Here is a 20,493-nt window from a genome sequence, read left to right on the forward strand (position 1 = left end):
TCGCCGGCGCCTTGGAGTTTCACCGGCGAGCGCCCCGGGCCCAGTGCTTGACGGGCCTCGAAAGCTATTCCTGGACGGAGAGCGAGCCGCCCACCGTCGTCACTTCCACAGCCTGGGAGCCGGCGCCGTAGGTCTTTTCCTGAGACCCGAGCGCTACCGTGCTCCCGTTGAAACGGCCTCCCACCGAGGTGAATTCCACCCTGGCATCCGCCTTTGCCGGCAGCTTCAGCCGGACATCCCCGCCTACCGTGCTCACAGAAGTAGTCACGACCTTCCGCGGCGCCAACACCACCTCACCATCAACGGAGCTCACCGACAGCTGTCGCTCCGAGCCGTTGATTTCCACACGGCCGTTGACGGTCGAAATCTCCTGCTCCCCCACAACCCCCGCCACCGTCACCGGAGAACTCACTGCGGATACGTGCAGCTCCGTCCCTCTTGGCACCTTCACCGTGAAACGGACCGGATTCCGGTCCCCCAGGCAGCGGCGCTGCTCCGCCTCACACTTCCCGCAGCACACCTGCGCCCGAATCACGTCGCCCTTCTGGACAACCTCGACCTCTACTTCGTTCCGCGACTTCTCCGGGCCTTCCCGAACCACCTCGAAAACCACGCTATTCCCGTCTACCGCATCCACCCGGACCGCGCCATCAACATTGGCGATGTGGACCTCCGGAGTGCCATCCGTTTCAAACTTCCACGTCTGGGATGTTGCCGGGGCAGCAGCCAGCACGAGCAGCAGGGCGAGATGCATGGGAGGTCCTCGGTAGGGGTGACAGTCCCCCCTCCCTACGGTCTCCCCTGCCCGTGATTGCGACCCACGGCGCGGAAGTATCCACGCCGGTCTGACATGCGGCCTGACAAGCCCTCAGGTGCCAGTGCCCCGGGCCACCCGCTGGTAGAGGGCGTCGTGCAGCCGGACCATCTTCTCCAGCGACAGCTCGCGCCTGACGAACTCGCGCGCGGCCCGCCCAAATCCTCTTGCCTTCTCGGGATTCGAGAGGAGCTGGGTGAAGGCCTGGGCGAGCTGGGCGGGCTGCTCGGGTGGGACGACGAGGCCGCGCTCGCCGTCGAGGACGAGGTCGGTGTTGCCGCCCACGCGGGTGACGACCATGGGGAGCCCCGCGGCCATGCCCTCCATGACGGCGTTGGACATGCCCTCCGCGGTGGAGCACAGCACGCCGAAGGTGGCGCGCGCGTAGATGGCGGGCACGTCCGGGCGGTGGCGCAGGAAGTGGACGGTGTCGGACACGCCCAGCTCCCCGGCCAGCCGCTCCAGCTCGGGCCGGCGGGGGCCATCTCCGACCAGCCAGGCATGGAGCGGCGTACCGGCGTGGCGGAGCATGGCCAGCGCGACGAGCAGGTCCTCCTGCCGCTTCACCGGGTGGTTCATGTTGGCCACGTGGACCACCACCGGCGCGCCGCGCGTGTCCGGCAGGGGGCCCTTGAGGCCCTCGCGCACGCGGGCGTCGAAGCGCGGCAAGTCCAGGCCGTTGTGGATGACGGACACGCGAGAGGCGGGCAGGCCCTCGTCGTTGACGAGCATCCCCCGGATGGCCTCCGCGTTGGCCACCACGTGGTCCGCCAGGCCCGTCAGCTTCGCGTGCACCAGGCGCCGCGCCCGGCCCTGCCAGTGCGACAGGTCCAGCCGGCCGACGATGACCTTCGCCCCCGCCAGCTTCGCGGCCGGCACGGCGATGAGCGTGGAGTAGAAGTCATGCACGTGGACGAGCTCCACGCGGTGCGCCTTCAGCCACTTCGCCATCCGGTACACCTGGTACGCGGTGTTGGGCTGGGCCACCGAGCCCTTCAGCGGGAAGGACTCCGGCGCATGGCCCAGCTTCCACACCGCCCCCATGAGCGGCCCCGCGTCCTCCAGCACGGAGACCTGGAGCCGGTAGCTGGAGGGCAGGCCCCGCAGCAACTCCAGCACCTGCACCTCCGTGCCACCGATATGGAACGACCGGGTGAACTGCACCAGGCGGAGGGGCTCCCGCCCCATCCGCACCTCCTCACGCCGCATGTCCGGACCCCTCCCACGACGCCACCACCGGCCCACCGGGAGCCGGAACCTTCCCCACCGCCAACGAAGTCGAAGTGGCCTCCGCCGTGCGCGCAATCCGATGCGCCGCCGCCGCCAGGCCGAAGAGGACGTAGCAGTGCGCGGACAGGATGTAGCCGGAGAACAAGTCGCAGACGAGGTAGCCCACCACCGACGCGGACAGCGCCCGCGCCAGCCAGCCCATCTGCTTGTCCCGCGACGCCTCGAAGGCGCCTCCCGCGGCCCCGCCCGCGAACACCAGGAAGAACGCCAGGCCCACCCAGCCCAGCTCTCCCACCACGTCCAGGAAGATGTTGTGCGCCACGTAGGCCCGGCGCGCCTCGGGCGGCGCGTACAGCGGCCACGCGTAGCGGAAGCTGCCCGCGCCCACGCCCAGCAGCGGCTTGTCCAGGCTGATGCGGCTGGCCACCTGCCACGCGTACACGCGGCCCATGGCGGACGCATCCTCCTGGAACGACGCCACCGTCTCGTTGCGCTGCCAGAAGCTCTGCGGGGCGAAGACCAGCAGGCCCAGCACGAAGAGCGAGCCCACCACCATCGCCTGGATGCGCCGCTTCTCGCGCACGGCCCACAGCGCCATCGCCACCGACAGGCCGATGAAGCCACCGCGCGAGTGCGACAGGACGATGGCCGTCACCGCCAGCACCGCCGCCGCCAGGCACGCCAGCCGCCACACCCACGCGCTGCCCTTGCGCGCCACGAAGGCCACCGCCAGCGGCACCACCAGCGCCAGGTTCATGGCCATGTGGTTCGGGTCCGCGTACACGCCCACCCACCGCGCGCGGAAGCCCTCCACCAGGTCCACGCCCGTGAAGTACCAGTCGATGACGCCGATGGACGTCACCACCGACGCCAGCACCATGGCCCCGGCCATCACCGCCAGCCGGCGGCCGGTGGTGATGACGTTGACGATGGTGAGGTAGATGGCCGTCAGCTTCAGCAGCTCGATGCCCGTGGCCTGCGTCACCTCGGGGTTGAGCGACCACGAGATGGAGGCCACCGCGAGCGTGGAGAAGCCGATCAGCGCCAGCCCCCGCGAGCCGTCCACGTAGAGCGGCTCCGCCCGCCCCAGCCTGCGCATCACCATCAACCCGGCGGCCAGACCGGACGTCACCAGCGCCAGCCGCAGCGGTGCGAGCGCGGGAATCCACTCACCCGGCACTGCGTACATCACCGCCGCGAACGCGGTCAGCGCATAGAAGGCCCACAAATCACGGCGCTGCCCCAGTTCACCCGGCACCATTCCCTCCGCCTCCTGGCAGTTGCCTCGCGTACAGTCGCGCGCCCTGCCTCAAGCAGAGGGCATGCCAGCGGAGCCGCCGGGCAAAGCCCTGGATCTTCTACGCTTGGCTGGCCACCCCGAGCGCCGGGGTGGGCCAGGACTGAAAAAGCTACGGCACCGGGTGGCTCTCCATCGGCAGCACCGCGGAGGCGATGGGGTCCAGCCTTCCCTCCTGGAGCCACGCGGCGCCCAGCTCGGAGACCAGGCGGCCGAGCGTCAACGTCACCAGGCGCCGCAGCTCGCCCCGGGCCTCCGGGGGCACCGCGCCCTCCAGGCCCGCCAGGGCCCGCTCCGCGGCGGAGGCGCGCACCCGGGGCTCCTCCGGCGTGCCCTCCACCAGGCGCTGCCCCAGCTCCACCGTGCGGCCCAGCGGCACCGGCCGCGCGTCCGCCCGGCCCTCCAGCACCGCCATGGCCACCACCGCCGCCAGCAGGCGCTCCAGGCCCAGCGTCTCCAGCGGCACGCCGAAGCGGGCCACCGCCTCGCGCGCCGAGGCCTCGGAGCCGCCCAGCACCGCGTGGAAGAGCGCCACCTGGGCCTCGGCGCGGGCCAGCAGCGCCTCGCTGGAGGCCACCTCGCGAAGGGAGCGGAACGGCACGGGCTCGGCGCCATCCACCCGCAGCGCGCGGCGGGGCCGCTTGCGGCGGAGCGCTTCGATGGCGGCGGCCTCCTCCGGCAGCACCATCAGCACGCCCTCCAGCAGGGCGCCCGGCGCCTTCACCAGCCGGTCCGCGCGGAACTTGAGCTGGAGGGTCAGCGTGAAGCCCACCTGGAAGACGCGGCGCAGCGGCGTGTCCCGCAGCACGTCCGTGGCGCGGCCCGGGTCCGCCGCCGTCAGGTGCTCCAGGCCCAGCGACAGGTAGTCGCGGACCATCTCTCCCACCCGGCGCGTGGCGTCCAGGTCACCGGGGTCCGCCAGCTCCGCCACCAGCGCGGCGTTGGCCACGCCCCGCAGCTCGTCCTCGGCGTTCTCCCGCTCCAGCATCGTCAGCCCGCGGAAGGCCGCCTCCAGGTAGTCCACGTGCCCGCCCGTGGCCGCCAGCGCGGCGCCCGGCGCACGCGTGACGTCCGGTGCGGGGGGCACGTCCACGCGGCTGAACAGGGCCACCGCGTCCTCCAGCGACGGGAAGCCCAGGTCCAGCAGGCGGCCCCGGCGGAACTGGAAGGCGCTCTCCTCCATCTCGCTGGGAATCTCCCAGCGCACGGCCTCGAAGAGGCGCACGGCCTCGAAGGGGTTCTCCGCGATGAGGTCGTTGACGAGCGAGCGCATCGCGGACATCTCCACGCCCTCGAGCTTGAACTCCACGAGGTAGCGGCCCTCGGGCGTCTCCATCGTCACGCCCTGCGGGTTGACGTCCGGGTTCTCCTCGAGGTCATGCACCTCGGTGAACTCGCGCAGGAGGTACTCCACCACCTCCAGGTCCACCGCGTGCACCTTGCGAAGGAACTCCTCGGCGTCATCCACCCCGCCGCGCGCGGCGCGCAGCCAGGTGAGCACCGCGTGCGGGTCCAGCTTGTCGCGCTGCCAGCCGCCCAGGTCCACGAAGGCGCGGAACTGCGCGGGCGACGCGAGCTGCACCAGCTCCGTCGCGTCCGCCAGCCCCAGCTCCTGGATGGTGACGTAGAGGTCCTCCGGTGGAAGCGAGCGCACCAGCTTGCGCGCGTCGGGGGCCTCCAGGAGGGCATCCACCCGCTGACGCGGGGACAACCTCATCAGCCGCTGACGCAGCTCGCGCGGGGCGAGCTGCGCGTCCCTGCCATTTCCCTTGCCGTTTTCAGACACGGCGGGGTGCCTACCACACCCCCTCCCGGGTCGGGAGGGGAACGCACCCGGGAAAGGCGGCTACCCGACTGCGGGGCAGCCGCCTGCTCCTACGTTACCTGATGACGATGTCGCACTCGAAGCTGACGTCGAACGACTTCAGCCGGGGGGTGTTGCCCAGCACGCGGTCGGTGGAGCGCAGCTCGAACTCGATGCGCAGGTAGTTGCCCTTGCTGATGCCCGCCGCCACCAGGTCCACCGGCTGGGAGACGAACGGCCCCTTCCGGTTCGCCGGGTTGTCCAGCCCATCACGCCGGTTGGACGCGGTGATGTAGACGTTCATGTCCGTGCCCGGCGGCTTCACCACGTCCCACGTGGCCGTGCGCCAGATGGTGTTGCTGCCGCAGCCGGTGAAGACCTGCTTGTACGTCCCGGACGGCGCGGTGAAGTTGCGCAGCTGGTAGCCCGTGAAGTCCGAGTACGTGTACAGGCCGCTGCTCTGCCGCGCCGTGCGCAGGACGGCGCCCGAGTCCCGGTCCACGCGGATGACGTTGCCGGAGTTGTTGTTCACCCACGGGTGGTTGTCCGCGTCCAGGCCCACGCCGATGGCCGTGGCCGAGGCGCTGTCCGTCGCGTCGATGAAGTCCGCCTGCTGCGCGTCCGACACCTGGAACTTCTTGATGGCGCCCGTGTCGCCGTTGAAGCCGATGAGCTGCGAGGTGTTGCGCACCTGCGCGTCGTCGCCGGGCAGGGTGCCCCGGTCCGAGCTCATCCAGATGAAGCCCTCGGAGTCCGCCGCGATGCCGCGCCCGCGCCGCATCTTCGTGTTGATCTGGCTGATGGCGCCGGAGAAGTCGAACATCCGCCACTCACCCAGGGCCGTGGACAGGCCATTGTGGGTGTAGCGGAACGCCTTGGCCCCGGATTCCCAGCCGGCGACCCACACCCGGTCCTGGCCGTCCACCGCGAGGCCGTACGCGCCGGAGCTGCCCAGGGTCGACGGCGGCGAGATGAACGCCTTGTTGTCGATGCGCACCACCGCGCCGTTGCCCGTGTCCACGAGCGCCAGCTTCAGCGGGTTCAGGCTGGCGGACACCATCCACAGGCGCTGCTGCCGGTCGATGGCCGCGCCGTACGGGCCCGCGCCCGCCTGGAAGACCTCGATGTCCATGGCGCCCGCGCTGTTGACGGGCACCTGCTGGCCGTTGTCCGGGTCCAGCTTGATGAGTCGCGCGTTGGCCCAGATGCCCACCCAGATGTCACCCGCGCTGCCCTCGATGCCCTGGCCAATGGCCATGGCGCGCGCCTTGACGGCGTCCGTGCTGGCCGGGCCCACCGGGGTGCTGAACAGGAGGCACTCGTCGTACTGCGTCGGGTCCGTCCAGTTCTGCGGGATGATCATCTCCGTGGCCGGGTCGATGCGGCCGTCGCCGTTCTTGTCCTCGCTCGTCTGGATGCCGGCGATGCCGTTGCGCTCCCGGCAGTAGGCCTTGCTGTTGGAGATCTTCGTCACCGAGCCCTGCACGCCCACCGCGCGGTTGGCCACCCACACGTCACCGAAGAGGTCCACCGCGGTGCGGCTGGGGTTGTTGCCCTCGTTGCCGCGCAGGCCGTTGGGCATGCCCTTGCCGTCCACCGGGATGACGGCGTGGTAGCGCCCCACCTCGTTGCCCGTGCGCGTGTCGAACTTGGACACCGTGCCCGCGTTGTTGTTCGCAATCCACGCGAAGGCCAGCGCCGTGCTGCCGCCGCCCAGGATGATGGCCCCGTCCGTCGGGTCTACCTGCACGCCATCCACGATGACGGAGCCGTTGGACACGCCCCCGTCCAGGTCGAACCCGCCGGGCGGCACGCCCACCACGGGGCCACCGTCCGAGCTCGGCCCCGGCCCACCGTCGGGGCCGCCCGTGCCGCCGCCGTCGGTGCCGCTGTCCTGGTTCGTCTGGGGGTTTCCGCCGCCGGGGCCGGCGTCCGGCTTCCCTGCCCCGTTGCCCGAGCTACAGGCCGTGAAAGCCACCGTGGCCAGCACGGCGGCCAGAAGAAACTGTTGGCGCATGATGAGACCTCCTGCGCCGCAAATGGCGCGAAGCTGCCCCCCCTCAGAGGGGATGAGGAAACCGTGGAACGTCGTGGCAGGTCAACCCTGACGCCGGGTCACACCCGGGTTGACTTCCCGAAGGAAGCCAGCAGCGCCTTCCAGACTTCATCCACACCGAGCTTTTCCGTCGCGGAGAACGGGAGGATGACCTCCAGGGGCAGGTCCATCGCCTTGGAGAGCTCCAGCATGCGGGGCTTGCGCTGGGACTTGGTGAGGCGGTCCACCTTGGTGGCCACGACGAGGATGCGGCGGTTGTGGGCCTGGAGGTAGTCGAGCGTGGCCAGGTCGTCGGGGGTAGGGCCCACCTCCGCGTCGATGATGCTGACCACGGCCTCCAGGCGGTGGCGCTTCTCGAGGTAGGTGGTGATCATCTTCTCCCACTGGACCTTGTCCGACTTGCTGGCCTTGGCGAAGCCATAGCCCGGCAGGTCACACAGGCGCACCTGGTGGCGGATGCTGCCCCACTCCAGGTCCACGTCGAAGAAGTTGAGCGTCCGGGTGCGGCCGGGGGTGTTCGACACGCGCACCAGCTTCTTGCGGCCGGTGAGGGCGTTGATCATGGACGACTTGCCCACATTGGAGCGGCCGACGAAGGCCACCTCCGCGGTGTGGCCGGGCGGGTAGCCCTTGGGCTCAACGGCGGTGACGACAAAACGGGCGTCGAGGACCTTGATCACGCAATCACTTCTTGGCGCTGGCGGGGGGAGGCGCCGTGGAGGAGGTGGTAGAGGCATCCGCCCGGCCCGCGCGGCGGGCGCGCTCCGCGGACCAGTGGTCGATGGCCTTGAGCGACTCCTTGAAGTCGAACGGCCGGAGGGAGGGCGAGGAGGCGTCGTGGCAGGAGCGGCACTGCCGCTCGGACGGGTCCACCAGGCCCACCAGGCGCGCCAGCTCCGAGTCCTTCATCACGTACTCGGGCGAGTAGTACTGGCCGCCGCCGTGGCACGTCTCACAGGTGACGCTGGCCATGGTCTGCGTGGCCTGGTCCGGCGAGTGGCACGACACGCAGCGCCCGTCCTTCTGCTGCTGCTCGGAGAGTGAGTTCTCCGCACGGGCGTGCTTGGACTGCATCCAGGCCTCGTAGGCCTCGGGGTGGCAGCCCTTGCAGCTGTCCGGTCCGACGAAGTCGGCGGCCCCGGAGGTACCCTGGAAGGCGAAGGTGAGCACGAGGAGGGGCAGGATCCTGGAGCCAGGAGCGCGCATGGGGGGTCGGACTAGCAGACACCCCCGGACGGGGCAAGGCGTCTCGTGATTGAATGCTGGCCAGCATCATCCGTTTGAAAGAGTGTGCTTTTCCGTTAGGGAGAGGAGTCGTGATGCGGACCCTGACCATCCTCGCCGTGCTCGCCATTGCCGTCCCCGCTGCCGCCAAGCCCTGGCAGGGCATCGAGCCGGGCTCGTCCAAGCGCGAGGAAATCATCAAGAAGTTCGGTGAGCCTTCCCGCACCGTCACCCAGGACGGCAAGGAGATCATCGCCTACCTGGGCAAGGAGGCCATCAAGGGCACGACGCAGGCCCAATTCAAGGTGGACCCCGGCTCGCAGCTCGTGGAGCGCATCGACGTGTTCCCCGGTCCGGTCATCGACAAGGAGACCATCGAGAACAGCTACGGCCCTGCCTGCCCGTCCGGCGCAGCGCCCGCCACCCCGTGCTACATGCGCAAGCTGACGGACGACTTCCGCACCTACTTCCTCTACCCCAAGCTGGGGCTGGCCATCTTCTTCAACGAGGACGGCAAGACGGTGCAGTCGTTCACCTTCACCACGCAGAAGGCCGCGAAGTAGGCCCGGGCCCGTGCACGTCTTCGGGCTGACGGGCGGCATCGCCTCCGGCAAGAGCACCGTCACCCGGATGCTCCGGGAGCTGGGCGCCCACGTGCTGGACGCGGACGTGCTCGCCCGCGAGGTCGTGGAGCCGGGCACCCCGGGGCTGGCCGCCGTGGCGGAGCGCTTCCCCGGCGTGCTGGGCCCGGACGGCCGGTTGGACCGGGTGAAGCTGGGCGCACGCGTGTTCTCGGACCCCGCCGAGCGCGCCGCCCTCAACGCCATCATCCACCCGCTGGTGCGCGACGCCTTCGCCGCGAAGGTGCAGGCGCTGGAGGCCCAGGGGGTGGAGCGCGTCATCTACGACGTCCCCCTCCTCATCGAGAGCGGCATGCACGGCTGGATGGAGGGGGTGGTGGTGGTGTGGGTGCCGCGGGACGTGCAGAAGGCCCGGCTGATGTCCCGGGACGGGCTGGACGCCGCCGCCGCCGAGGCCCGGCTGGCCGCCCAGCTCCCCCTGGACGAGAAGCGGGCGCACGCCACCTGGCTCATCGACAACAGCCAGGACGTGGCGTCCACCCGGGCCCAGGTGGAGTCCGTCTGGCGGGCCATGCTCGCGCGCGGCTGACGGGCGGGTATGCTGCGCGCCGCATGAGCGAGACGCGCAAGAAGGCCGGCGGCGCCGGGACGTACTTCCTCACCGGCTACCCCGGGTTCATCGGCAAGCGGCTGGTGGAGCACATCGCGCGGGAGGACCCGAAGGGGCACATCTACGCGCTGGTGCAGCCCAAGCACCTCAAGGAAGCGCAGCAGCACGCGGCGAAGGTGAAGGGCGCCCCCGTGGAGCTGCTCACCGGCGACGTGGTGGACATGCACCTGGGCCTGTCCGGCGAGGAGTACCAGCGCCTGTGCGAGCGGGTGACGGACATCTTCCACCTGGCGGCGGTGGCCCAGCTGGGCGTGCCCAAGGACACCGCGTGGCGGGTGAACGTGGACGGCACCCGCAACATGCTGGAGCTGGCGCGCGACTGCGCGCACCTGGCGCGCTTCAACTACTTCTCCACCTGCTACGTGTCGGGCGACCGCGTGGGCGTCATCGCCGAGGACGAGCTGGACCGCGGCCAGGGCTTCCGCAACGCCTACGAGGAGACGAAGTTCCAGGCGGAGCGGCTCGTGCAGCGCGCCGGCGCCAACCTCCCCATCACCGTCTTCCGGCCCTCCAGCGTGGTGGGCGACTCGCGCACGGGCGAAATCGACCGCTTCGAGGGGCCCTACTACCTGGGCATCCTGCTCGTCACGTCCCCACTGGTGGTGCCCCTGCCGCTGCCGGGCAACGGCGTGGCGCCGCTCAACGTGGTGCCGGTGGACTACGTGGTGGACGCGGTGCTGCGGCTGTCCAAGGACCCGCGCGCCGCGGGGCGCACCTTCCACCTGGTGGACCCCAACCCCATGAGCGCGCGCCGCGTGTACGAGCTCATCGCGGAGAAGTCGAACAAGAAGCTGCCGCGCTTCAACCTCTCCGCCCGGGCGGCGGACGTGATGCTGCGGCTGCCCGTGCTGGAGAAGCTGGCCCGGCCCCAGCGCGCCGCCATCAGCTACGTGAACCACCTGGCCATCTACAACTGCCACAACACGCTGGAGCTGCTGGACGGCACGGGCGTGCGCTGCCCTCCCCTCTCCTCCTATCTGGACCAGCTGGTGGCCTACGTGCGCGAGCAGTACCGCAAGCGCCGCGAGGGCTCCGAGGAGGACGACCCGCTGGACCACGGCCCTTCACCGGAGCGTGAAGAAACCGACGCCTCGCCCCGTCAGGGCCGCTGACCATGCGTACGCACGCCTCGCTCCTCGCCCTCGCGGCGGCCCTCGTCACCTCCGCCTGTGTCGTCGATTCCGGTGGCGACACGCCCGTCTGTGGCCCGTCCACCTGCCGTGAGCCCAACCGCGGCCAGTGCGTCATCGAGGCGGACGAGGCGCGGTGCCTGTGCGACCCGGGCTACGTGGCCCGCCCCAGCGGCGCGTGCGAGCGCGTGAGCGAGGCCAACTGCGCCGAGCACCCCGGGGACGGCGCGGAGCCGGACGACTGTCAGGCCCGCGCGCGGCCGCTGGTGCCGGACGGACGGCCGCATCCCCAGAGCATCGACCCGATTGGCGACCTGGACTTCTTCCGCTTCGAGGGCCGGGCGGGCCGCATCTACGCGGTGACGGTGGTGCCCGAGGGCGGCAGCCTGCTGCCCCGCGTGGACGCGTTCGACCAGGGCGGTGCGTGGCTGGACTCGGTGGATGGCCGGCCGCGCGTGGACATGTCCTTCAAGACGCCCACCACGGCGCCCTACTTCCTGCGGGTCAGCCACTCGCCGCTGGACATCTCCGCGGCCACCGGCCCGTACGTGCTGACCTTCACCGAGCTGGGCGAGGACGACCACGGGGACGAGCCGGACTTCGCGACGAGCCTCGTCCCGGACCCGACGGACAGCGTCTTCGGGCGCTTCGAGTACCGGGGCGATGAGGACTGGTTCGAGTTCTCCGCGCTCAGCGGGCGCAGCTACCGCCTCCACTTCGATGGCGCTTCGAGCCGCGTGCTGCCGGTGGTGGAGGTGTACCTCTCCAGTGACTTGCGGCGGCCGCTCTTCTCGCGCCGCAACCCCACGGTGGAGTTCACCGTGCCCTCGAGCGGCACCGCGTTCGTGGTGCTCTACATGCCGGATGGAAGCCAGGGCAGCTACGCCTACAACTTCCTGGACTGAGCGCGGCGCGGTGGCGTGGTAGACAGCAAGGTGATGCCACGCACCTTCCAGCCAGGCGACACCTTCACGCACGTCCGCGAGTGCGACCGGTACCGGCCGGTCTACTACGCGGGTGCTTCCGGGGACTTCAACCCCATCCACATCGACCCCGAGGCGGGAAAGGCCGTCGGGCTCGGCGGCAACATCCTCCAGGGGCTGTGCACGCTGGGCTGGGCGGTGGAGGCCGTCGGCAACTTCGTGGGAGACCCGGGCCGGGTGCGGCGCGTGCGGGTGCGCTTCTCGAAGCCGGTGCGCCCCGAAGACACCATCACCTTCCAGGGCCGTGTCACCGCCATCCAGGACGGCCGGCTCACGGCGGAAGTCTCCGCCACCAACCAGCGCGGCGAGGACGTCCTCAAGGGCGCCGTCGTCGAAGCCTCCATCGAATGACGCCCATGGCCCTCGACAAGAGCCTCATCGGCCGTGAGTACGGCCCCTTCGTCTACACGCTCGGCGCGGAGAAGATGCGCGAGTTCGCCCTCGCCATCGGCGGCGCGCAGCCCGGCGCCGGCACGCCCGGCGAGCCGCCCCCCCACGTCAGCCCGCTCCTCTACGACGCGCAGGCCGCGAAGGCCGGGCCGTATGGCGACCTCATCGCCTTCCCCAGCTTCGCCGTCGTCTTCGCCATCCGCCCGTTCAGCGCCGCCCTCACCGACCCGCAGCTGGGCATCCAAATCACCAACGTCGTGCATGGCGAGCAGGAGCTGGAGTTCCTGGACGTCATGCGCCCCGGCGACGTGATGACCAGCACCGGGCGCATCGCGGACATCTACGAGAAGGCCCGGATGGGCTTCATCGTCGTCACCAGCGAGTCGCGCAACCAGCACGGCACGGTGGTGGTGAAGGGCACCTGGACGGGCGTCGTCCGGAACTCCTGAGCCGGGCCCTCACCCCGCGGAGGCCAGCCGCCTGGCCGCGGACGGCAGCCGGGCCAGGAAGCGCAGCGCGTTGACGCCGGGCAGGAAGAAGTAGCCCCCGCCCCGGACGTCGACGAAGCGGGTGAGGCCCTCGATGCGCCGGGCAATTGGGAAGTCGGGGATGGTCACCGTGCCGGCCGCCTCGCCATGCAGCGCGCGGACCTCGCCCGGCCCTGCCTCGGGGTTGTCCCCGAGCAGCGGGTCCTTGCTGTCGAAGTGCCCGTTGAACTTCGTGCTGTTCAGCCAGCTGTGCTGGATGAGCTCGAACTGGCGCCGGAGGTTGGCGTTGAGCGCGATGAAGATGAGCCCCCGCGCTTCCCCGCCCTGCGCGCCGTCCGGCTCGTGATAGGGCCTGCCGCGCCGCAGGAGCTGATGGCGCGCCACCACCTTCAGGGACGCCTCTCGGTTGCCGGGGATGAGCCCGTCGCGGGGGTTGGCGCGGCGGATGTGCGCTCCGAGCGGGCACATGAGCCCCTGGGGGTCCTGCGCATAGGAGAAGCAGTTGTTGCGGCTCGGGTCCTCGCCCAGCCCGGGGTCGTCCTGCGCCGGGCACAGGGACGTGGGCGCGCCGCTGCGCCAGCGGCCCACGAGCCGGGCGGCCAGCCACTCGCGCTCCCTGGCATCGCGGCTGTGCGCGTCCAGGAACGCCTCGAAGGCCTCCACGTCCTGCCGCAGCTTGCGGAGGACCAGGTAGGTGCCGTTGCGGCCCAGGTCCTTCAGCACCGCGCCTGCCCCGACTCCGGGAAGGTGCTGGCCGGCATCGAGTGCGGCGGGCACGGCGGGCGACAGGGGCTGCTCTCCATAGGCATTCTCGTAGCCGAGGATGAACTCTCCCGGCTTGACGCTCAGGCCCTGGGTGGACGGCTTGTGGTACCCCTCGATGCCGGGCTGGGTGATGCCATCGCTGAAGCCGAACGGCTCCTTGAGCTTCTCCCCCGGCCTGGCCAGCTGCACCGTGTCCTGGCGCGCGAGCTCCTTCAGCCCATGGGCCGTGTAGTGCTCGCGCTGCCGGGCATGGAGGGCCTCCAGCACCCCACGGTGCCCCTCGCTTCCCGCGGCGTAGAGCATGAGCACCAGGTGGATGGGCGCACCGGGCCCGCCGTAGTCCCAGTTCCCGGGCGCGCTGCGGCCCGTGTCTCCCAGCACGCGCGAGCGATTCTCGTGGGCCATTCCCTCCAGGAACTCCAGGGGGAAGGTGTCCAGCACGTCGTCCGCGAGCCCCAGCGCCCGCAGTCCCTCCGCGGTGAGGGCGACGTGCAGCGCCGACTCCGCCCTTCCCCGTCCGGCCTGGACCTGCTGGACGTGCGCCTCGGTCGTCACCTCGTTCGCGAGCCGGCCCAGCCAGTGTCTTGCCCGCTCGGCGTCCCCGAACTGGAGGAACACATGGCGCGCGAGGCGCAGTCCTCCATGCGCGGTGAAGAGGATGGCCTGGATGTCCTCGAAGTCGAATCGGCTCTGCATGTCGTGCCTCCTTCCGGTGTGAGTGCCTACAGCAACTGCAACCACTGCCTGCGCTTGAGCGGGTCGGAGCCCACGTCCGCCCATGAGCGGATCTCCCGGTTGCGCCGGATGTTGGCGACGCTCTTGTCGGGATGCCGGCTGTACCAGGCCAGGGTGGGGAGCTGGTGCTCGCGGACCCACTGCTTGAAGGCCTCCGCCCTGTCCGAGCCCAGCTCGAGCGTGAAGGGCAGCCCCTTCTTCGACGGCGTCCAGCGCAAGCGCGTCTTCGGGAAGCCCTGGGTGTTGCACCAGATGGTCGTCAGCCCGATGCCGCCCCGGTCGATGAAGCTGCCGAGGTAGTTCTCCCAGCTCCCGTCGTAGTTGCTGAAGAAGAGCAGGCTGTGCCGCCCGCGGGTGAGCAGGGGCCAGCGGAGCGCGGGCCAGGCCTGCCGGCCCCCGTCGATGAGGAGCCAGCGCGCGAAGTGGATGCCTTCGATTCCGCCGAGGTGGCCCTGGGTGAACCAGAGCTTTGCCAGCCGCCCCCATCCCCACAGCACCATCCGGAGCGCGGGGCGCCGCAGCAGTCCCGGCTTCAGCGCCACGTAGTGCGTGAGGTGGTTCTGCCCCTGGAGGTCTTCCCGGGCATGCAGCCGCTCCAACCTCGGCGTGCGCCGGGGTTGCGCGCGGTGTCCCAAGCGCGCCCTGCACTGCTCCCACGCGGACGACAGGACGTCCTGGCCCAGCAGCAGGGCCGCGACGACCACGGAGGGGAGGATGGGGGAGGTCCGGAGGACGCGGACCGGAAGGCTGCGGCCGAGCCTCGTGCGCCAGGACTCGCGCCTCGTCCGTGAGCCGGGCGGAAGGCGGCTTCGCATCGCCGCTCCGCCGAGCGCCTGGGCCACGAAGCCGTGGCACAGGTCGACCAGCTGGTCGGCGCGCACGTCCTCCGCGCCCCGCGCCGACTTCGCGAGCCCCGGCCGGGTGGACTCCAGGCCCGTGACGATGAGCCGATGGAAGTACCAGTGCGCGCGGTCGTCCTCGTCAATCTGGTGGGCGGGCAGGCCGGGATAGGCCGTGTACAGGAACGCGGCCTCGCGGGAGTGCGCGCGGAAGAAGGCCTCGAACCCGTCGGCGTCGGCCCCGGGCGCCTGCTCGCAGTGGCTGTAGAGCTGGGCCCTCAGCGCGTCCCCGGCCTCCCGGTGGAGCTCGCGCAGGAACACGTCGCGGGGGCCCTCGAAGCTGGCCTCGCAGACGAGCCGTGGAGCGCCCTCTGTTCCGTGCACGTCGCGCGGCCCCGGCACCAGCACCCAGCTCAGGAAGTGCGCCGTCTCCAGCCGCTGGAAGGGGATGTGCGGATTGCCACGGATGTCGTCGCCAATCCTCGCCAGCCGGGCCTCCAGCAGCTCCGGCTCGGAGCGGACCGGTACGATGGCGGTCAGCGTGTCCCGTGTGCGATTGAAGCGTCTGGGCCCCATGAGTGAATCCCTCCGTAAAGAACGGAGTGGGGCGCCGCGACTCGTGAGCGGTCCGCTTCACTGCCCAGCAGACAGGCTGTCCAGGACCCCGCCCACCTCGTCGCGCGGCCGCCATAGCCGGGCCTGCGCTCGCCGGATGTAGAGCCGCGCCCCCTGTCTGCGCGCGATGTCCAGGGCCTGGAGGTACTCGCCTCGCGCTGCCCCATCCTGGTGGAGCTGCGCCAGGAGCTGCCCCTGGATGAGGTGCAGGTCCGCCTCCCAGCCCCGCTCCCCCTGCTCGAAGTTGCCGGGGTCCAGGGCCTTGCGTACCGCCTCCAGCCCCTCCTCCGTCCGCCCCAGCCGCAGGTAGATTTCCGCGAGCATCCCGAAGTTGTGGGGGGTGCCGGTGAGGAAGCCAGAGCGCTCATAGTCCGGAAGCGCCCGCAGCATGAGCTCCAGCCCCTCCTCGGCCCGCCCCAGCCAGGCGAGAGCCCATCCCTTGAGGAGCATGGACCACCACAGCCAGAGCCGGAACCGGTGCTCGCGCGACAGCTCGATGCACTGGTCCGCCCACGCCAGGGTGCTCCGGGCATCGCGGCGGATCTGCGCGCCGATGGCCGCATAGGTCAGCGCGCCGGCACCCGAGTGGGGGTGGCCGAGGCTGCCGACCAGCTCCACCGCCTCCCGGGCCTGCAGCCGGGCGACGTCCAGGTCATCGAGCGCCGAGCGGATGACGGAGCTGAAGGCCAGGGCCATGGCGCGAGGGTTCAGCCAGTGCTTCATCGCGAGCGCCCGCTGCCGCGCCAGGTCGGCCGGGTCTCCCGAGAACTCCAGCGCCTGCTCGATGTGCGTCAGGGCCACGGGCATCTCGCCCCAGTTGAAGGAGCTGGTGGCCATCATCCGCTGCCCCAGCGCGCGCTGCTCGTCGATGCCCTGGCGCTGCCCCAGGCGCACCAGCAGCTCCCCCACCTCGTTGGCATCCCGGAACCGCTTCTGGCTGAAGAGGTAGGCGAAGGCGCCCCAATAGGACACTTCGGGTGGGGACTGCGCATCCCCCAGCTCGTGCATCAGCTCGAAGGCGCGGCCGTAGGTCCGCTCCGCCTCGAGCGAGCAGTAGCCCTGGAGCTGCACCAGCGGCAACCCCAGGACCAGGAGCAGCTGCAGCTCTCGCTGGGAGCGCCACGTGGACGCGGGCAGGCCGCGCAGCAGGCCCAGGGCCTGGGTGAGGTGGCTCACCGCCTCCTGGTTGGCGTAGCGCAGGGCCGCGCGCACGCCGGCCCGCGTCCAGGCGCCGATGGCCGGCTTCACGTCGCCCGCCTCCGTGTAGTGGTGGGCGAGCAGCTCGGGCCGGCACTCCACCATGCACTCGAAGTGCTCCACCAGGCAGCGCGCGATGTCGCGATGGTGCTCTCGCCGCACCGCGCGCGGCAGCGACTGGTACGCCGCCTCCTGGATGAGCGCGTGCCGGAACTGGTAGCCGGCCTCGAAGCGCTGCAGCAGGCCCGCGGCGACCAGCGCCGACAGGTGCCGCCGGAGCGTGTCCTCGGCCATGCCGGTGACGTGGGCGAGCAGCTCCCGGGTGAAGTCGCGCCCCACCACGGCGCACAGCTGCGCCAGCTCCTTCTGGCGCCGGGGCAGCGTGTCCAGCCGGGCCAGCAGCAGCTCCTGCAGCGTGCTGGGGATGGAGGCCGCGGCGCCGCCCTCCAGCAGCACGCGCGTCATCTCCTCCACGAAGAGGGGGACGCCGTCCGTGCGCGCCACCAGCTGCCGCACCAGCGCTTCCGGCAGCGTCCGGCCATGCGCCACCTCGCGCACCAGGCGCAGGGTGGACTCCGCCGACAGGCGCTCCAGCGCCACCGTGTGGAAGCCGGGGCCCGGCGTCCAGGGCGCGTGGAACTCGGGCCGGGCGCTGAGCACCACCAGGATGCGCGCCGACTGCACCCGCGCGAGCAAGGCGTCCAGCAGCTTCAGGGTGGAGGGGTCCGCCCAGTGCAGGTCCTCCATCACCAGGAGCAACGGATGCACGGAGGCCCCATGCACCAGCAGCGTTCCGAGCGCCTCCAGCACCTCCTCCATCTGCCGCTCCGGCGTGAGCCGCTGGTGGACGGGCAGCTCGGCCACCGGCAGCCCCAGCAGCGCCCCCAGCAGGTGCGCCTGCATGGGCGTCAACTCCCACGAGGCCACGCACGTCTGCAGCCCCCGCAGGCTGTCCGCGGGGGAGCGCTCCGGAGACAGCCACAGCCGCTGCAGCGCCTCGATGACGGGGTGGAAGGCACTGGTGACGAACTGGGACCAGCACTGCGCCCTCAGCCGGAAGGCCTGCTCCAGCGGTACGCGTTCGAGGAACTCCTGGATGAGGCGGGACTTGCCGATGCCCGCCTCGCCCTGGAGCAGCACGAGGCTCCCCTGCCCCTCACGGGCCCGCGCCCACTGCGTGAGCAGCGCCGTCAGCTCCCGCTCGCGGTCCACGAGGGGGGACAGCCCCTCGCTCATGCCGAGCTTCCGGTCGAAGCGGGACTCCATCCGCCGCGCCCCGAGGACGCGGTACACCCGCACCTGGCGCGAGCCGTCGAAGCCGCGCGGCCCCCGCGCGCAGGTGTCGAAGGCGCGGTGCACCAGGGTGTAGGCCTCGTGGCTGAGCACCACCTCGCCCGGCCCCGCCTCCAGGGCCAGCCAGGCGGCCACCTCCGGCGCGTCGCCCTGGATGCTGGGCGCACCGCCTCGCAGCTCCTGCACGGTGCCATCCAGCACGACCTGGTCCGTGTGGATGCCCACCTTCACCACGAACGAGGCCCGCTGGGACACGTCCTTCAGCCGCTCCTGGAGCGCCTCGCGCACGGCGGCATCCAGCCGCAGCCCCGCGTGCACGGCGCGCTCCGAGTCCTCCTCGTGAGCCACCGGATAGCCGAAGCAGGCCAGGGCCTCGTTGCCCATGCACATCGCCACGAAGCCACCATGCGCCTGGATGAGCTGCGAGAAGGCCCGGTGGAACGTCGCCTCCAGCTCCCCGAAGTCCTCGGGGTCCAACCCCCGCGCGAGGCCCGCGAGTCCCTCCAGCCGGCAGGACACCAGCGTCACCTGCCGCCGCTGCGGCGCCGCCGCCGCGCGTGGCACCTTTCCGGGCCGCAGCTGCTCCTCCAGCTCGCGCAGCTCGTCGCGCAGCTCGGCGGCCGAGAGCAGCCGCTTCGAGCGCTCCTTGGCCAGCGCCACGGCCACGAGGGACTCCAGCGCCCACGGCAGCTCCGGGTGGCGCTCGCGCAGCGAGGGCACGGGCTCGGGGGACAGCACCTTCTCCCGCAGCGCCTTCAGCGTCGCCACGGGGTACGGCAGCTCGCCGGTGAGCAATTCGTACAGCATGACGCCCGCGCCCCAGATGTCGGTGCGCTCGTCCAGCGGCTCCTCGCGCCACTGCTCCGGTGCCATGTACGGGGGCGTTCCCGCCTGGGGCAGGTACGGGGTGCCGCCCACCGCGAGGTCCGCCAGGCCGAAGTCGATGAGCTTCAGCGTGCCCCGGCGGGTGAGGAAGACGTTGCTGGGCTTGAGGTCGCGGTGGACGATGTGGTGCTCGTGCGCGTGCGCCAGGCCCGCGGCCACCGTGCTCATGATGTCCAGCGTGCGGCGCAGGTCCGGCCGCTCGCGGCGCAGCAGGTCGGCGAGCGACTCGCCCTCCAGGTACTCCATCACCAGGAAGGGAATGCGGGGCGCGCCCTGCGACGGGCACCAGGCCTGGACGTCGAAGACGCGGACGATGTTCTCATGGTCCAGCCGCGCGACGACGCGGGCCTCGCGCAGCGACAGGTCCACCAGCGCCTCGTGGGGGACGATGAACTTCAGCGCCACCACGCGCTGGAGGTGCGCGTCCCACGCGCGCATGACCCAGCCCATGCCGCCCTCTCCCAGCTCGTCCAGGAGCTCGAAGCGCTGGTCATCCAGGCCCCCCAGCTTCGCCCCTCGCCCCGGCTTGGGGTACGTCCCGGGGGCGCGGGCGACCTCGCGCAGCAGGGAGTCGCCGAAGTCCGACTCCCCTCCAGAAGAAGGGGGTATGCGGAGGTCATGCGGCATCGGAGAGGGGCAACCTGGGGAGGGTGGGAGCGTCCGCGGTGCCCCCTCCGCGGCGCAGCCTCCGGGAGCGGGCCAGCTTCCGTGCATGCTGGCTGGCGACATAGGGGACGACGCGCACCGCGTGCCAGAACCCCGCTGGCTGCAGCCCGCGTCCGCCACTGCCAGCGTGCAGGCGGAAGGTCTCCTCCAGCGCTGGCGAGAGGCGCGCGCCGATGCGCAGCTCCGCCACGGGCAGGTAGAGGTCCGAGCCGGCCGGAGCGACCTCGAGCAGCAGCCGGGCCGCGCCCCGCGCGACTGCGTTCTCGAGCCGCTCCGCGCGGTCCTTCCCCGGGGCCCCGGCGCCCGAGGGGGTGATGCGCAGGGAGACCCGGCCGAGCCCCGCGGCCTCGTAGGGCCAGACGCCGTGGTAGGTGTTGGCGAGGAAGTCCCGCCCGTCGGTCTGCTTCATCGCGTCCAGCAGCTTCGCCGGGAAGAAGGAAGGGGCCGTGATGAGGGTGAGGTCCTGGTCTCCCTTGCAGTAGATGGCGGTGGGCAGGGGCTGGCAGTGGAAGCGCAGGCCCAGGCCCAGCGAGTCCCTGCACTCGTCCTTCGAGAACAGGCCGCCCGAGAAGCGCACCAGCGCGGGGCCCACCAGCCGTGACGCCAGGTCCGCGGGCGCTCCGGGCAGGACACCGGGCGGGGGCACGACGTGCGCCATGTGGAGCAGTCCGGTGGTGTGGAAGAAGCGCCGCCCCCGGACGAGGAAGAAGGGAAACAGCAGGGGCGTCACGAGCGCGCCCGCGGCGAGTCCCAGCGCCCTGCTCACCTGGAGTCTTGCCATGGCCTGCGCTCCTCGCGGTTGTTCCAGCCCCCACGGAGGGAGCACGGGCA

17 protein-coding genes are annotated in these 20,493 nt (G+C 71.2%); 6 read left to right on the forward strand and 11 right to left on the reverse strand.

Annotation, left to right across the window (positions count from 1 at the left end; genetic code table 11):
- Positions 1-64: 64 nt before the first annotated feature.
- From LXT23_RS34630 to LXT23_RS34660, 7 genes are all read right to left on the reverse strand, one after another.
- Complete coding sequence (locus tag LXT23_RS34630; RefSeq protein ID WP_253984673.1) at positions 65-754, reverse strand: DUF4097 family beta strand repeat-containing protein; 690 nt, start codon at positions 752-754, stop codon at positions 65-67.
- A 114-nt stretch (positions 755-868) separates the two neighbouring features.
- Entirely contained in the window at positions 869-2,023 is a 1,155-nt protein-coding gene (gene exoK / locus LXT23_RS34635) for a spore coat polysaccharide biosynthesis glycosyltransferase ExoK (RefSeq protein WP_253984674.1), read from the reverse strand.
- A complete protein-coding gene (exoJ, locus tag LXT23_RS34640) occupies positions 2,013-3,305 on the reverse strand; it encodes a spore coat polysaccharide polymerase ExoJ (RefSeq protein WP_253984675.1) in 1,293 nt (430 codons plus the stop codon). The genes exoK and exoJ overlap by 11 nt, the downstream gene beginning before the upstream one ends.
- Before the next feature lie 148 nt (positions 3,306-3,453).
- A complete protein-coding gene (locus LXT23_RS34645; RefSeq protein ID WP_253984676.1) occupies positions 3,454-5,127 on the reverse strand; it encodes a DUF6178 family protein in 1,674 nt (557 codons plus the stop codon).
- 94 nt (positions 5,128-5,221) lie between these two features.
- Complete coding sequence (locus LXT23_RS34650; RefSeq protein ID WP_253984677.1) at positions 5,222-7,162, reverse strand: Vgb family protein; 1,941 nt, start codon at positions 7,160-7,162, stop codon at positions 5,222-5,224.
- Between the two features lie 98 nt (positions 7,163-7,260).
- Positions 7,261-7,881 carry a ribosome biogenesis GTP-binding protein YihA/YsxC gene (gene yihA, locus LXT23_RS34655; RefSeq protein WP_253984678.1) on the reverse strand — a complete coding sequence of 207 codons (621 nt, stop codon included), beginning with the start codon at positions 7,879-7,881 and terminating at the stop codon, positions 7,261-7,263.
- Between the two features lie 4 nt (positions 7,882-7,885).
- Positions 7,886-8,371, reverse strand: coding sequence for a cytochrome c family protein (locus LXT23_RS34660; RefSeq protein WP_253984679.1), 486 nt, complete (start codon positions 8,369-8,371; stop codon positions 7,886-7,888).
- Between the two features lie 149 nt (positions 8,372-8,520).
- Between LXT23_RS34660 and LXT23_RS34665 the strand changes: the two genes are divergently transcribed.
- The 6 genes from LXT23_RS34665 to LXT23_RS34690 are packed head-to-tail and all read left to right on the forward strand — an operon-like array spanning position 8,521 to position 12,628.
- Entirely contained in the window at positions 8,521-8,988 is a 468-nt protein-coding gene (locus LXT23_RS34665; protein WP_253984680.1) for a hypothetical protein, read from the forward strand.
- 10 nt (positions 8,989-8,998) lie between these two features.
- Positions 8,999-9,595 (forward strand): dephospho-CoA kinase, encoded by a 597-nt coding sequence (coaE, locus tag LXT23_RS34670; protein WP_253984681.1) that lies wholly within the window; start codon positions 8,999-9,001, stop codon positions 9,593-9,595.
- Between the two features lie 23 nt (positions 9,596-9,618).
- Positions 9,619-10,788 (forward strand): SDR family oxidoreductase, encoded by a 1,170-nt coding sequence (locus tag LXT23_RS34675; RefSeq protein WP_253984682.1) that lies wholly within the window; start codon positions 9,619-9,621, stop codon positions 10,786-10,788.
- Positions 10,789-10,790: 2 nt separating this feature from the next.
- On the forward strand, positions 10,791-11,711 hold the full coding sequence (locus LXT23_RS34680) for a hypothetical protein (RefSeq protein ID WP_253984683.1): 921 nt from the start codon (positions 10,791-10,793) through the stop codon (positions 11,709-11,711).
- 33 nt (positions 11,712-11,744) lie between these two features.
- Positions 11,745-12,140 carry a MaoC family dehydratase gene (locus LXT23_RS34685; RefSeq protein ID WP_253984684.1) on the forward strand — a complete coding sequence of 132 codons (396 nt, stop codon included), beginning with the start codon at positions 11,745-11,747 and terminating at the stop codon, positions 12,138-12,140.
- Between the two features lie 5 nt (positions 12,141-12,145).
- Complete coding sequence (locus tag LXT23_RS34690; RefSeq protein WP_253984685.1) at positions 12,146-12,628, forward strand: FAS1-like dehydratase domain-containing protein; 483 nt, start codon at positions 12,146-12,148, stop codon at positions 12,626-12,628.
- Positions 12,629-12,637: 9 nt separating this feature from the next.
- Here LXT23_RS34690 and LXT23_RS34695 read toward each other — a convergent pair whose 3' ends face one another.
- The 4 genes from LXT23_RS34695 to LXT23_RS34710 are packed head-to-tail and all read right to left on the reverse strand — an operon-like array spanning position 12,638 to position 20,443.
- Positions 12,638-14,128, reverse strand: a complete 1,491-nt coding sequence (locus LXT23_RS34695; RefSeq protein ID WP_253984686.1) for a Dyp-type peroxidase — start codon at positions 14,126-14,128, stop codon at positions 12,638-12,640.
- Between the two features lie 26 nt (positions 14,129-14,154).
- Complete coding sequence (locus tag LXT23_RS34700; RefSeq protein ID WP_253984687.1) at positions 14,155-15,582, reverse strand: hypothetical protein; 1,428 nt, start codon at positions 15,580-15,582, stop codon at positions 14,155-14,157.
- 57 nt (positions 15,583-15,639) lie between these two features.
- A complete protein-coding gene (locus tag LXT23_RS34705) occupies positions 15,640-19,623 on the reverse strand; it encodes a protein kinase domain-containing protein (protein WP_253984688.1) in 3,984 nt (1,327 codons plus the stop codon).
- A complete protein-coding gene (locus LXT23_RS34710; RefSeq protein WP_253984689.1) occupies positions 19,613-20,443 on the reverse strand; it encodes a hypothetical protein in 831 nt (276 codons plus the stop codon). Before LXT23_RS34710 ends, LXT23_RS34705 begins: the two co-directional genes overlap by 11 nt.
- Positions 20,444-20,493: the final 50 nt, after the last annotated feature.

The organism is Pyxidicoccus xibeiensis (assembly GCF_024198175.1).
Lineage (GTDB): Bacteria > Myxococcota > Myxococcia > Myxococcales > Myxococcaceae > Myxococcus > Myxococcus xibeiensis.

Excerpts from the sequence above, each read along its gene's own strand:
- LXT23_RS34650 (WP_253984677.1), bottom strand. The coding sequence starts at position 7,162 with ATGCGCCAACAGTTTCTTCTGGCCGCCGTGCTGGCCACGGTGGCTTTC.
- LXT23_RS34675 (WP_253984682.1), top strand. The coding sequence starts at position 9,619 with ATGAGCGAGACGCGCAAGAAGGCCGGCGGCGCCGGGACGTACTTCCTC.
- LXT23_RS34630 (WP_253984673.1), bottom strand. The coding sequence starts at position 754 with ATGCATCTCGCCCTGCTGCTCGTGCTGGCTGCTGCCCCGGCAACATCC.
- LXT23_RS34665 (WP_253984680.1), top strand. The coding sequence starts at position 8,521 with ATGCGGACCCTGACCATCCTCGCCGTGCTCGCCATTGCCGTCCCCGCT.
- LXT23_RS34705 (WP_253984688.1), bottom strand. The coding sequence starts at position 19,623 with ATGCCGCATGACCTCCGCATACCCCCTTCTTCTGGAGGGGAGTCGGAC.
- LXT23_RS34690 (WP_253984685.1), top strand. The coding sequence starts at position 12,146 with ATGGCCCTCGACAAGAGCCTCATCGGCCGTGAGTACGGCCCCTTCGTC.
- LXT23_RS34695 (WP_253984686.1), bottom strand. The coding sequence starts at position 14,128 with ATGCAGAGCCGATTCGACTTCGAGGACATCCAGGCCATCCTCTTCACC.
- LXT23_RS34680 (WP_253984683.1), top strand. The coding sequence starts at position 10,791 with ATGCGTACGCACGCCTCGCTCCTCGCCCTCGCGGCGGCCCTCGTCACC.
- exoK (WP_253984674.1), bottom strand. The coding sequence starts at position 2,023 with ATGCGGCGTGAGGAGGTGCGGATGGGGCGGGAGCCCCTCCGCCTGGTG.
- LXT23_RS34685 (WP_253984684.1), top strand. The coding sequence starts at position 11,745 with ATGCCACGCACCTTCCAGCCAGGCGACACCTTCACGCACGTCCGCGAG.
- LXT23_RS34700 (WP_253984687.1), bottom strand. The coding sequence starts at position 15,582 with ATGGGGCCCAGACGCTTCAATCGCACACGGGACACGCTGACCGCCATC.
- LXT23_RS34710 (WP_253984689.1), bottom strand. The coding sequence starts at position 20,443 with ATGGCAAGACTCCAGGTGAGCAGGGCGCTGGGACTCGCCGCGGGCGCG.
- exoJ (WP_253984675.1), bottom strand. The coding sequence starts at position 3,305 with ATGGTGCCGGGTGAACTGGGGCAGCGCCGTGATTTGTGGGCCTTCTAT.